Raw genomic sequence first — 12,218 nt, 5'->3', positions numbered from 1 at the left:
TCGTTGACAATCGGCGCCCAAGCCGCCTAATATACGAAGCTGTTCCGTCCCCGTAGCTCAACTGGATAGAGCGTTGGCCTCCGAAGCCAGAGGTTACAGGTTCGACCCCTGTCGGGGACGCTTTTCTTAAGTGCTGTGAAATTAATGGCTTGCGGCGTGTTTGCACGAAACGGGATGCTGTTTAGGTCTCTCTCAACGATAAGTTCTTCAAAGGCTTGTCGGCCTCAAATCGGCGTAATTTGAGGCTATGGCGAACGGAAGCTTTCTTACTTTCTTGCCTGTTCGATTCCGCGGTTGGTGTTCGTTAGAAAGGCGAGCATCTCCTGGACTTCCGGACAGAGGGAAGTTTTAAGGCGATTGATGATTTCTTCGCGTAGTAACGCCTCACGAAAAATGACCCGGTAGGCCTTTTTAAGTTCCGAGATCACAAGTTGTGAAAAGTCTCGTCGTTTGAGCCCGGTCTTGTTCAAACCAACAATTCCACCGCTGCGGCCGTCAACAAGGACGAACGGGATGATGTCACGCGAGACGTAGGCCGTTGCTCCAACCATTGCTAAGCGGCCGACACGACAATGTTGATGAATGGTCACTCCTAGGCCCAATACGACCTGATCTTCGATCGTCACATGTCCGCAAAGCGAGACTTTGTTGGTCAGGGTTGCTTGGTTTCCGATGCGCGAGTCGTGACCGATCTGAACATTCGGCATAATGAAGTTTTCGTCGCCAATGCAGGTAATTCCATCGACGCCAGTTCCAACCTGAATGGTGGCGAACTCACGGATGACATTCCTATCCCCTATGCTAAGTCTTCCCTGCGATGCCATAGGTCCTGAAACGAGCGGCGGGCCGCCCAAGACGCAGTATTCAGCAACTCGATTGTCGCTTCCGAGTTGAGTTCCGTATTTGATCACCGTCCCGACGCCGATATCGTTGTTCTCGCCAATCCGTACTCCCGGCTCAAGCTTTACGCCGTCGGCTAGATGTGTGCCAGGGCCAAGGATGACATCTGAATCGATTCGACATCCTTCGCCAATTACCACGTCATTTGCGATTTGTGCCGATGGGCTAATGAACGTGTCGTGGGTGAGTGGCATCGCGAGGTATCCAGGTGAACAGCTACATGGGATATGTCTCTTTTTCTTATCCTTGAAAATGCGTATAACGGTCAACCTTAGTTTACGGATGCTTAGCTAGGTAACTTCAACGGAATGATACACAGGCAGGGGACATAATGGATGATGACAACCTGCTCTCGCCGACTGATCGTCCCGCAGGGATGATTTTCGCCCACCCCGCTCACGAATGGTTTACGTTTGCGGCCCTCCTGCGGCTACAACCCGATCTGTACTATCTATCGCCTGGCATTTTTGGTGGGGATGGATTCGAAAATGCCTTTCGAGAAAAGCTGGCGGCGATCGGCTTTCGGGGAACGGTCACATTCGGCGCTATCTCCGAATCAGAGATCTACGAGCGTTATCTTGCTCGTGATGACGACTGGTTCGTGAGGCAACGCGACGCCGTTGCGGCTTGGCTTGAGCAACGTGGTCCTGGGATCGTTTTTACGGATCCCTTCGAGTGGTACAACTCGGCTCACGATCTTGTGCCGCTGCTGGTAGCTTCAGCGGTGCGTTGTCCGACCCTTCAGGCGTTCGGTATGTCTTTGGCCGAGCATGGCATTGGACTACAGACAGTCGCTTGGCAAGAGCGTCAAACTCACGATTGGTCGTGTGTGAAGCTAACCGAGGAAGAGGTAGATCGAAAGCGTCAGTTTCTGGGAGCCATGAACGGTTTTTTCAACGGCGTTACGAAAGGGGCTAGCGACGAACTGCAAGATGTCGTGAAAGACTGGAGCGACAGAGAATTCTCTACTGAATACTATCGCTGGACCGCATCGACGCGAAAACTCTCTGTACCGCCAAAGGTCGGTGGCTGGGCGACATACGACCAGCGAGGGTTCTTGCGAGTGGCATCCGGAAGATCCCGGCAGGCAATTACGTTCCAGGAACACTTTGCACCACTTGCTGAAACACTACTCAGAGAGGCTTCCATACCAACGATCGGTTGAGCCACGATCGCAAGGGCATGAAGGTGAGAATGAACGGACTCAAAGTACTCATCACCAATATTCAAATGGTTGGCCGATCAGGGACCGAAATGTACGTCCATGATCTCGCGCGAGCTTTGATCCGTTACGGTCACTCTCCGGTCGTGTATAGCCCTCAAATTGGTCCACTGGCGAAAACGCTGGCACAGAACTCGGTTCCTGTCGTATCCAGGCTTGATAAAGTCAGTGAAACGCCGGACATTATTCATGGTCATCATACGCTACAGACGTTAGCAGCGATGCTGCATTTTCCCACGTCGCCTGGCATCTTTCTTTGTCACGATTTCGAGGCTTGGCATGATACTCCGCCGAAACTTCCGCGTATTGGACGCTACGTGGCAGTTGATCAGACATGTGCCGAGCGGTTGGTTTTGGCCGAAGGAATTGACCGGAGCCTAGTCACTATTTTGACAAACCCGGTCGACCTCCAGCTTTTTCAAAGCCGACCTCATTTGCCCGCCAAGCCGCGGAGAGCGATCGTTTTCAGTAGCTATGGCAATCGAGAATCGATTGAGCCCATTCAGCGTGTTTGTGATCAACTGGGAATCGAATTGGACGCGGTTGGCCAGCACTTTGGAACCGTCTGCCATGAGCCCCACAAAGTATTAGGGCAATATGATTTGGTATTTGCCAAAGGTAGGTGTGCTCGAGAAGCGATGGCAGTTGGATGCGCCGTCGTTTACTGCGATGTGTTTGGTATGAGTTATCTGGTCACGTCGGATCAAGTCGCTCATTTGAACCAATGGGGCCGTCGAGCTCTTTCGTTTGCTATAACGGAAGAACGCCTGGTTCAGCAAATCAAACGATATGATGCTGAAGACGCTGCTAGGGTGTCGTCCTATGTTAGAGACCACAACAGCACCGATGCAATTTACGGTCAGCTCTTAGAGATTTACGAGCAAGTCATTCGACAGCATTCTACAAGCGACCGTGACGAGTTGCTCGAAGAAATCCGCGCCATCGGTAAGATGGCTGAGTGGTGGCACGTGATGCGCGATGTGGTTCAGCCCCCACAAGAAGCCACGTCTTCGCAATTCGTTCAGAACACAAAGGCGTGGCTGGCGAGCAAATTCGCAAGTCTACTAGGCACGGAAAGGACGTCGAAAGCCGAAAGAGCGGCCTAAATTGTTGCGGTTTGCTGTGCGATTAGGTTTACAGCTCTCTAGTGTCCCGAATTTGTAATAGTGATCACCTGTTTGAACGGCACTACACTTCCGGCTCCTTTCAGCTTTGACCATCTCTGTCGATAAGGCAACGAATTGCGAGGTGATCAGGCGATACATCTTGCCGTCCGCTAACGTTTCTTGCGCAAGCTTCAAGCCTTGCTTCAGCTGTTCGACATAGGGGGCAGGAAACGGCTGTTTTACGATTCGTACAAAATCTTGAATCCGATCGTTCGTCGCTTGTGGAGAACGGACAATCTCGCAAAGCTGGCGGATGACAAGTTCGATGGACGTCGATTCGACACCTGCACTGGTTCCAGGAATCGCAACTGTGGACGTTCTCTCTATTTTGCTGGCCTAATCAGCGAGGCAATCGATGGTAGCTAGTCGGGGGAGGTAACCGGCTTGCGGCATCCGATGACTTCTCGAATCGTCATAACCGTAACATTGTGATTCAGAATGTGGGACGGTTAGCCAAGGTGTGGTAAATGCCAACCTTGGAACTGTTCTATGTTTCAACGACTAATGCCGAACGGGCGTTTATGCACGCATGACTATGGTTTCTACCGTAGGTTCTACGTTGTTTGACATCGATTGATGAAGCTGTCTGAAAACATCTCGAGACTTACTTGGCGACTGGCGATCGCTCTCTGGGCTGTCGGTACGCTTGGTGCTTGGGTTTGGGCGACGAACTACGAGTTCACTTCGTATTCCGATAATCAATTCATCGTGTCAGAGAATTGGCCAGACTCGTCCAATATTCGACATGCCGAGGATCGGGCGACGTTGCTTTGTTTCATTCACCCTCGCTGTCCTTGTACCAGGGCATCGGTGCATGAAATAGGACGAGTTCTGACAGGAACCGGTTTAACTGAGGGACAACAACCGAACGTGATCGTGGTTGCCTCGATGCCAGTGGGTGCATCCGACGATTGGAAAGATACGCCTACCGTGCGACAAGCCTCGGAACTGCCTCGTGCCGAGTTGTTTTGGGATGAAAATGGAGTGGAATCAAAACGGTTTGAAATGGTGACAAGCGGAGCAGTTCGATTATACGATCGCGACGGCCAGCTTCTTTTTTCGGGGGGTGTTACTGCCTCGCGAGGGCACCAGGGAGATAACCTTGGATGCGATTTTCTCTATCAGTGCCTGACGGATGCTAATAGACAACCGATGATGTCGACGCCTGTGTTTGGTTGTCGAATCCATGCTGAAACGCAACCCAAGGTTGCTGGAGAGACTCGATGAATTGGTTGCATCAAATAGCCTTCGCTTCCTGTGCGGATCAACCAGTCTCGGTGCAGCGCAAACTCGACGCGCAATATCATGACATCCACGTCCGTACCGACCGCATGTTCGCTGTATTGATGGCACTGCAGTGGGTAAGCGGAATCTTGATGGCTTTGTTTATCTCGCCGCTAACCTGGATCGGTAAGCATAGTGAGCTCCACCCACACGTAATGATGGCCATCATTGGTGGTGGACTGTTAGCCGGTATGCCAATCGCCTTGGTGATTTGTCGCCCCGGCTACCTTTCGACTCGAATGGTGATCGCTTGCAGTCAGGTGTTGTTCTCAACCTTGCTGATTCACCTGAGTGGCGGAAGGATTGAAACCCATTTTCACGTATTTGTCTCGCTTGCGTTTCTGGCTGCCTACCGCGATCCTTGGGTGTTTGCGCCTGCGACGGTGATTGTGGCGGTTGACCATTTGGTTCGAGGAATCTGGTGGCCAACGTCTGTCTTTGGTACAGCGACGGCATCGGAATGGCGATGGCTAGAACACTCGGCATGGGTTGTCTTCGAGGATATCATCTTGCTGCTGATCATCATGCAAAGCCGCATGGAAATGCTGAAGCTGGCCATTCACACCGATCAACTCGAGCGACGCGAAGAAGATCTTAAGCAGGCAATCGACGCGGCCGAACATGCCAACCGTACGAAAAGCAAATTCTTGGCGAACATGAGTCATGAGATTCGCACTCCGCTTAATGGCATCTTGGGTTTCACCGAGGTGTTACGGCGCGATCGAGAGAGGATCTCGGCTGAAGAGATGGAAGAGTATATCGACACGATCCAGCGAAGCGGCAAGCACTTGCTGGCGCTGATCAACGATATCCTCGACATCTCCAAGATCGAAGCGGACCAACTGCAAGTCGAATCGATTTCGTGCTCGCCACACCAAATTATTTCCGACGTGGTGTCGGTCTTGAGAGTTGGTGCCATGGAGAAAGGAATTCGGCTCGATTATCGGTGGGAAAGTCCCGTGCCAGGATCGATTCAAAGCGATCCTTATCGGCTAAAGCAGCTACTGCTGAACTTGGTCGGCAATGCGATCAAATTTACGGACCAAGGAGCGGTCGTCGTTGTTGCTTACATTGAGAACAACGCAAACGAATCTGATTGGGTTATCGAGATTCGAGACATGGGCGTCGGCATTCCTCAAGACAAACTTGATGCCGTGTTTCAGCCGTTCGTTCAAGCCGACGACACCGTTACCAGGAAATATGGTGGCACCGGGCTTGGTCTTGCCATTAGTAAGAAGATCGCCGAAGCACTGGGTGGAAATCTTTCTGCGACGAGTGAGGTTGGCAAGGGAAGCACTTTCATGGTGCGCGTTGCTATCGGCGACGTTACGGAAGTCGAGAACTTCCAGCCGACGCAAATGCCCGGCTCTGACATCCGAGATGGACAGGCCGTTGCATGCGACTTGAGCGCGCTTAGTGTGTTGGTTGTCGATGATGGTGATACAAATCGAAAACTTATCCGACTACTTCTGGAGCGAGGCGGTGCAAAGGTTCGCCTGGCAGAGAACGGACAGGTTGCCGTCGACATGGCGAGTCAGATCGAGTTCGACGTGATCTTGATGGACATGCAGATGCCGGTTCTGGATGGCTATTCCGCAGCGGCGCGACTACGAGAGCGAGGATTCCCTGGCCCGATAATCGCTCTGACGGCACATGCAATGAAGGGAGATCGAGAGAAGTGCGAGTTGGCTGGATGTAGTGGCTATCTCTCGAAACCGATCGACGCTGACGAACTATACCGTATTCTCGGTCAACTTTCCGCCACATCGAATGTCAACCAATCACCGGCAGAAGAGTCTCAGTTATGTGAATCTCTTTCGCTGCCCACAAATAAGATTTCCTCGCTGCTTCCCACCGATGATCTTGAGATTCGCGAGATTGTCGAAGAGTTTCTAGTACGGTTAGAGTCCAAGATCGCTGATCTGGAGCAAGCCGTTAACGATGAGGATTGTGAAGCGGTCGAAGCACTAGCCCACTGGCTTAAGGGCGCGGCGGGTAGTGTGGGGTATGGATGCTTTACGGAGCCAGCGGCGGAGCTGGAAGAAGTGGCCCGCGGAAAGAGAATCGCGGAAGCGAACAGGCCTCTCAAGACAATTTGTGAACTTCAACGAAGGCTCGTGCTCTGACCAAACGGCACACCGCCTCAGATCTGAAAGAATCATGACGATCTCTCCCATCGCAGACGAGATGCAGGCAACCAAAGATTTCGCGTGCAACCAATCCTCTGAAACAACGGAAGCAACGTGCGCCGTTCCCGACGCGAAGATTGTCGTAGTCGATGACGAGCCCGTGAACATCAAAGTGGTGTCTCGGCTACTACGTATCGAAGGTTACACGCAATTCGTGTCGACGTCCGATTCCCGCGACGCCATCCAGTTATTGCGTCAGGAACAGCCAGACTTGGTGCTATTGGACCTGATGATGCCCCATGTCAGTGGAATCGACATTCTTCGTCAAATGCGAGAAGACAAGACGCTGGCCCACACACCCACGATCATTCTGACCGCGACAACCGATCGCGACACGCGAGTTGAGGCTCTCCGAACGGGGGCTAATGACTTCCTCAACAAGCCGATCGACCCGAGCGAACTCGTGCCACGCGTTGGGAACTTGCTCGTGCTGAAACGTCATCAAGACCGACTTGAGAATTACTCGAGAGAATTGGAATCAGCTGTTCGTGAGCGGACCGCACAGCTTGAAGCCTCACGCCGAGACATCTTGCACTGCTTGGCCCGTGCCGCGGAGTTTCGGGACGATGATACTGGGTATCACGTGCTGCGAGTGGGGCGATACGCCCGAATCATTGCTCAGGGAATGGGGATGGACACAGCGGAGATCGATGAGATCGAACAAGCCGCACAGCTTCATGATGTTGGTAAGATTGGTATTGCTGACGATGTGCTAAAGAAGCCGGGCAGGTTGACCGACGACGAATTCCAACTGATGCAAAAGCACGCAAATCTTGGCAAACGGGTTCTACAGCGGATGTCACCGCAATTGGAATTGGCTCTGCGGAACCACGCTAAGATCGGTTCCGACGTTTTAGGAGCAGCTAAGTCGCCTGTCTTGGAAATGGCTGCCAGGATCGCTCTGACGCATCACGAATGGTGGGATGGAAGTGGGTATCCTTTAGGACTCAAGGGAGAGGACATTCCGCTGGAGGGTCGTATTACGGCGATCGCGGATGTGTTCGATGCGCTAAGCACCAAACGCTGCTACAAGAATGCATTTCCAATCGACAAGTGCTTTACGATCATGGCAGAAGAGAGGGGAACGCATTTCGATCCCGACATCTTGGATGTCTTCTTTGCAAAACGGAAGGAAATCGTCGATGTGCAAATGCAGTACGCCGACGACGAATAGACGTTTGATGTAACGTTAGTTCGTTTCGATCCGATAGAGAGCCTTCTCTGTGCGGAGAAGTATTGCGTTGCCGTCGATACCAAAGCTGGCCAGAGAACGTTCCTCTAGATCGTTCTCGGCGACTTCTTCAAACTGCTCACCTGGTTTGAAGACGGTCGTGAGCCCTGCTTCATCCAGTAGGTACACCAATCCGTTGGCATAGATGGGCGATGCAGAAAAGTTTCCTCCGATTCGTTCTTTCCAGCGTAGGTCTCCTGTTTCACCGTCCAGGCAAGATAGTACGCCGTTGTCAGAGACCATATAAACCGCATCATCTACGGCGACCAACGATGGATTGTAGGGTACGCCTTTTTCTACCGTGAACTCGACGTTGGATTCGGTGAGATCTCCAGTGCCTTCAGGACGAATCGCGATCATCGTTGAACGATCGTAACCTGTGCAAATGTAGAGCAGCCCGTTGGCGTAGACTGGCCTTGGTACTACCGAGTAACCTTTCCCGTAGTCGACTCGCCAGATCTCATCCCCGGTAGTTGGGTCGAGAGCCATGACGACACCGCTGCCAGGTGAAATAAGTTGCCGCTGGCCATCGACTTCAATCACTAGGGACGTACAGAATGAGAATGGTTTGACGCCCTCTTTCGTGCCTCGTTCCGTCTCCCAGGCAATCTTACCCGTCGACTTGTCGAGCGCGACGACTTCTTGCCGATCGACCCCGTCAATACTGAAGATTAGCTTATCGTCGACAATAACAGGCGAACCGCCGTTGCCGTGCGTTGGTTTGTATGCCAACTCTTGCACGGCCCACACGATCGATCCGTCCTTTGTGTTTAGGCAAGCGGTACCGAGGTGACCAAAGTGAACATAGACTTTGCCTGCCTCGACAATCGGTGTGGGGCTGGCGTGACTATTTTTCGGATGAATGCGAGGCGCCTTATCTCCGTCTTCGTGAAATACCTCCACGTTCCAGATGATTTCGCCTGAGTGGGCGTCGACGCACAGAGCTCGAAGAGATTGATCTGGTTTTTCATCCTCACTGGTAGGGACGGCCGTCGTTAAGTAAACGCGGTCCGCCACAATCACCGGCGAAGACCAGCCAGTGCCAGGAATTTCGGTTCGCCACGTGATATTCTTCTCCGGGGCCCATTCGGTAGGCAATTTTCCGGCCGCATGCCCTTGGCCGGTCGGTCCACGAAACTCAGACCATTCCCCGGAAACGTTCAAAATTGACTGCCCAGCCGAAGGACTCACGCAGAAAGCAAAGGAAATCAAACTAAGGAGAATGACTCGATTCATATTTGGCTAGGTCCTGGCAGGGGAGGAGAAAGGTAGGAGGTTTGCTGAAAAAGATTCAAATCAATGATCCTATCTTGCCAAGCGAGAATCAATAACCGATTACCGGGACGATAAAATTTGGCTGATAGAATCTCGACTGGCATACTGAAGCGATCTTTAGATTGGCAGCATGAAAGGAATAATCGAATGGACGAACGTCTGACACGACTCCAGGGTCTACTCGATAACGCAGTTTGTTCCGCTCCTGAAAAGATAGCGCTCAGAATTGGTAGTTCCTGCACCAACTACCAACAACTCGATCAAATGATTGGCCAAGTTGCCGCGGGGTTCTTAGACGAAAATATTAATCGAGGGGATCGAATTGCATGGCTGTTGCCGAACTGTTTAGAGGCGGTGTTAGTAACGCTCGCATGCTATCGAATCGGAGCGATCGCTGTTCCCCTAAATTACCGCTACGTGTCGCAAGAGATCCAAGACGTCCTCATGCGGGTTGGGGCCAGTCTGATAGTTTACGATGCGGCGAGATCAGCTGACGTTCAGCATTTGCTTAATGCGTTACCCATGGTTTTGGCTGTCGAGGTTCGAGGAGATAACGGCACACGGTTTAATCAATGGCTTGAAGGGGAAGCTCAAGCTGAAAAAGTACCGGTAAAAGAAAACGAACCCGCTCTCATTCTTTTTACGTCGGGAAGCACCGGACATCCTAAAGGCGTCGTGCACTCGCAAGAGGGCGTCTATGAAGCGATCGACCAATCACGATCTCTGTTTGACTTTAATTCAGAAGATATCGTTCTCGTCGGTAAACCCATTAGTCACGCTGGTGGCTTACAAACGCAGATGTTGCCTGCACTGCTGGCTGGCGGCGAAGTAATTCTGGAGATGAAGCCCACGCCTGCGGAAGCAGTACAACTGATCAACGCTCATCAGGTCACCGAGTACGGACTACTTGCGAGCGACTTGCTAGACTTCGTCGAGTACCTTGAATCCACTTCATCGGAATTGCCTTCACTGATTAACGCAATCGGATCAGGCGATGCCGTCCCAACGGATCTTCATCGCCGTTTTCGCGATTGCCTGGGTTGGGAAGTGATGGAAGGGGCAGGCATGACGGAGGTTGGCTGTTATTACGCGGCCAATCCACGAAATGGAACACGCAAATGGGGATCGCTCGGCATTGCCGCGCCCGGAATGCGGTTAGATATCGTACGGTCAGACGGTTCACCGTGCGATTCTGGGGAGCATGGTGAAATTGTTCTTCAGGCAGAGTCGGCCACGATTGGTTATTGGAACGATTCCGTGGCCACCCAGGAGTTGTTTCGAAATGAATGGTTGCACACCGGCGACCTGGCTTATCGTGATGACGACGGCTACATTTGGTTTGTCGGTAGAAAGAAGCTGATGATCATTCGGCGTGGATCGAATATCGCTCCGGCTGAAGTCGAGGCGATCATCGACGAACATCCATTGGTCCACGCATCGGTGGTCGTTGCGGTCTCAAATCCGTGTGATGGACAAATCCCTGTGGCTTGCGTCGCTTTGCTTAGTCATCAGGAAGAAGATACTGAGCAAACGTTGCGATTCTATGTCGAACAGCATCTGGCAGGTTACAAAAACCCGGTTCATTATCTGTTTCTGGAAGTGCTACCTCGCACTTCGACCGGCAAGTTCGATCGTCATGCCTTGGCGGAACTTGCCGGAAGTCAATTCGTGTCGACGGAATGAATCGTTGCGCAGCGGAGCACGTCCAGAACGATATCGGGATCGCATCCATAAATTCCCGATCCCCAGGCCGCATTGGCTTCGACTACCGCCCAACCTCTCTGGCGGATGCGCCCCACATCGATAACGACCGCGCGAGGCGTGAACGCACTACTTTCATTCAGCACTGTTTCAGTGAATGTGATGACCGCGCTGTGTTCTTCCTCTGTACAGAAGTAATCGCTCTCATTGGCCAACGCGCCATTACGCAGATAAGGTGAAAGCGTCATCACTTTGCCATCGAGACAGAAGCAGCGAAATTCGACTTCCCAGTCTACAGGTTCAGATAACAGAACCAGCATGTCGTCAGGGAATTCTAAGGGAAGTGTCTGTCCCGAAGCATAAACCTGGGCGGCGAATGACTTCTCGTTGGGCAGTTTCACGAAAGTTGGCTGAACAAGGCCTCGTGCGGCTCCAAGTGTGGACAATTGGATCTCGCGATGCGTCATCTCCCTGGGGAACCGAACTAACCAATCTTCAGGTAGTTCTGAGAGCACACGCTGTATCGACTTGGCAATGCTTGGAGCAAATGGCGACTCGATGTAGATCACGACTTCCGAATCATTGATCTCTGGAGCCCGCAGCCCGTGGGCACGCACCACATCCCAATCACGCGCTGTGGCGGCTCGCCATAGCACTTGGTTGTCTACTGTGTGTCGCGACGAAATGAGCAGCGTTGTCATATCATGTTGTCTAGTTTGCGTCGCCAACCACGTTTCTCGATTCCGCGATAGCTCTCGTTTCCCAGAAGTGATGACAAGTAACGAGTCAAGTGGATCAACTCGTCATCGTTGGGTTCACCGAAGAATGGCTTCACATAAACGGCATTGCCGTAGTTTCTTTCAAGCTTTTGGGGCGTATCATCGGCGATTAGCACTCGTTCTAGGTCATAGCCAAGACGTTTGACTTTCTTCAGGTCTTTCACGAAGTAAAATTGCTGCTTTTCTGGATCGTATCGACGAACGCAGCGTTCTCGACTCCAGACGAATTTCAACGAAAGCTCCGCCGGTATCGCGTGCTTAAGGACGCCATTTAAGTAGTCTTCGCCAGATGACGACCAGACGGCTAAGTCGAACAGCTCTGCGGAACGTTGCAATAATTCGTCGAGAAACGGCCTAACGTAAACGTGGTAAGGCCCTACCTGAAAGTCTGAAGTATGCTCCAGCGGTATCTTCGTCGCAAAGAGCAACGTCTCATCGACGTCGAGAATCAACAGTGGTTTCGTCAAATTG

General features: G+C 52.0%; 10 protein-coding genes and 1 tRNA gene. 7 read left to right on the top strand and 4 right to left on the bottom strand.

The genetic code is table 11. From position 1 onward, the window contains the following. Positions 1–46: 46 nt before the first annotated feature. Positions 47–120, top strand: a tRNA-Arg gene (locus tag C5Y83_RS00785). Positions 121–266: 146 nt separating this feature from the next. On the opposite strand, the gene lpxA is transcribed toward C5Y83_RS00785, so the two are convergent. Then, positions 267–1,094, bottom strand: a complete 828-nt coding sequence (lpxA, locus tag C5Y83_RS00780) for an acyl-ACP--UDP-N-acetylglucosamine O-acyltransferase (RefSeq protein WP_105327737.1) — start codon at positions 1,092–1,094, stop codon at positions 267–269. A 137-nt stretch (positions 1,095–1,231) separates the two neighbouring features. Here lpxA and C5Y83_RS00775 point away from each other — a divergent pair, with 137 nt between their 5' ends. The 5 genes from C5Y83_RS00775 (at position 1,232) to C5Y83_RS00750 (ending at position 7,935) form a co-directional block, all read left to right on the top strand. After that, positions 1,232–2,065: a hypothetical protein gene (locus C5Y83_RS00775; protein ID WP_105327736.1), complete on the top strand. Its 834-nt coding sequence runs from the start codon at positions 1,232–1,234 to the stop codon at positions 2,063–2,065. A 29-nt stretch (positions 2,066–2,094) separates the two neighbouring features. Next, positions 2,095–3,228: a glycosyltransferase gene (locus C5Y83_RS00770; RefSeq protein ID WP_158262177.1), complete on the top strand. Its 1,134-nt coding sequence runs from the start codon at positions 2,095–2,097 to the stop codon at positions 3,226–3,228. A 636-nt stretch (positions 3,229–3,864) separates the two neighbouring features. Further along, complete coding sequence (locus C5Y83_RS00760; protein ID WP_105327733.1) at positions 3,865–4,515, top strand: hypothetical protein; 651 nt, start codon at positions 3,865–3,867, stop codon at positions 4,513–4,515. Then, positions 4,512–6,698, top strand: a complete 2,187-nt coding sequence (locus tag C5Y83_RS00755; protein ID WP_105327732.1) for an ATP-binding protein — start codon at positions 4,512–4,514, stop codon at positions 6,696–6,698. Before C5Y83_RS00760 ends, C5Y83_RS00755 begins: the two co-directional genes overlap by 4 nt. Before the next feature lie 34 nt (positions 6,699–6,732). After that, complete coding sequence (locus tag C5Y83_RS00750) at positions 6,733–7,935, top strand: HD domain-containing phosphohydrolase (RefSeq protein WP_158262176.1); 1,203 nt, start codon at positions 6,733–6,735, stop codon at positions 7,933–7,935. Between the two features lie 15 nt (positions 7,936–7,950). On the opposite strand, the gene C5Y83_RS00745 is transcribed toward C5Y83_RS00750, so the two are convergent. Continuing rightward, the gene (locus tag C5Y83_RS00745; RefSeq protein WP_105327730.1) at positions 7,951–9,228 is read right to left on the bottom strand and encodes a PQQ-binding-like beta-propeller repeat protein; all 1,278 of its coding nucleotides are present in this window, start codon (positions 9,226–9,228) and stop codon (positions 7,951–7,953) included. A gap of 186 nt (positions 9,229–9,414) precedes the next feature. On the opposite strand from C5Y83_RS00745, the gene C5Y83_RS00740 reads away from it, so the two are divergent. Next, positions 9,415–10,950, top strand: coding sequence for a class I adenylate-forming enzyme family protein (locus tag C5Y83_RS00740; protein WP_105327729.1), 1,536 nt, complete (start codon positions 9,415–9,417; stop codon positions 10,948–10,950). Here the strand turns inward: C5Y83_RS00740 and C5Y83_RS00735 are convergent. Next, entirely contained in the window at positions 10,929–11,669 is a 741-nt protein-coding gene (locus C5Y83_RS00735; protein WP_105327728.1) for an ATP-grasp domain-containing protein, read from the bottom strand. The genes C5Y83_RS00740 and C5Y83_RS00735 overlap by 22 nt on opposite strands. Next, positions 11,666–12,214, bottom strand: coding sequence for an HAD family hydrolase (locus C5Y83_RS00730; protein ID WP_199194948.1), 549 nt, complete (start codon positions 12,212–12,214; stop codon positions 11,666–11,668). The genes C5Y83_RS00735 and C5Y83_RS00730 overlap by 4 nt, the downstream gene beginning before the upstream one ends. Positions 12,215–12,218: the final 4 nt, after the last annotated feature.

Source organism: Blastopirellula marina, from assembly GCF_002967765.1.
In the GTDB taxonomy this organism is placed as follows: domain Bacteria; phylum Planctomycetota; class Planctomycetia; order Pirellulales; family Pirellulaceae; genus Bremerella; species Bremerella marina_A.
The sequence above is the reverse complement of the archived record's forward strand: the minus strand, read 5'-3'. Positions and strand labels throughout refer to the sequence as shown.

Bases quoted from the DNA above. Each gene is read 5' to 3' on its own strand.
- C5Y83_RS00745 (WP_105327730.1), bottom strand. From the start codon at position 9,228: ATGAATCGAGTCATTCTCCTTAGTTTGATTTCCTTTGCTTTCTGCGTG.
- C5Y83_RS00755 (WP_105327732.1), top strand. From the start codon at position 4,512: ATGAATTGGTTGCATCAAATAGCCTTCGCTTCCTGTGCGGATCAACCA.
- C5Y83_RS00750 (WP_158262176.1), top strand. From the start codon at position 6,733: ATGACGATCTCTCCCATCGCAGACGAGATGCAGGCAACCAAAGATTTC.
- C5Y83_RS00735 (WP_105327728.1), bottom strand. From the start codon at position 11,669: ATGACAACGCTGCTCATTTCGTCGCGACACACAGTAGACAACCAAGTG.
- C5Y83_RS00770 (WP_158262177.1), top strand. From the start codon at position 2,095: ATGAACGGACTCAAAGTACTCATCACCAATATTCAAATGGTTGGCCGA.
- C5Y83_RS00760 (WP_105327733.1), top strand. From the start codon at position 3,865: ATGAAGCTGTCTGAAAACATCTCGAGACTTACTTGGCGACTGGCGATC.
- lpxA (WP_105327737.1), bottom strand. From the start codon at position 1,094: ATGCCACTCACCCACGACACGTTCATTAGCCCATCGGCACAAATCGCA.
- C5Y83_RS00740 (WP_105327729.1), top strand. From the start codon at position 9,415: ATGGACGAACGTCTGACACGACTCCAGGGTCTACTCGATAACGCAGTT.
- C5Y83_RS00775 (WP_105327736.1), top strand. From the start codon at position 1,232: ATGGATGATGACAACCTGCTCTCGCCGACTGATCGTCCCGCAGGGATG.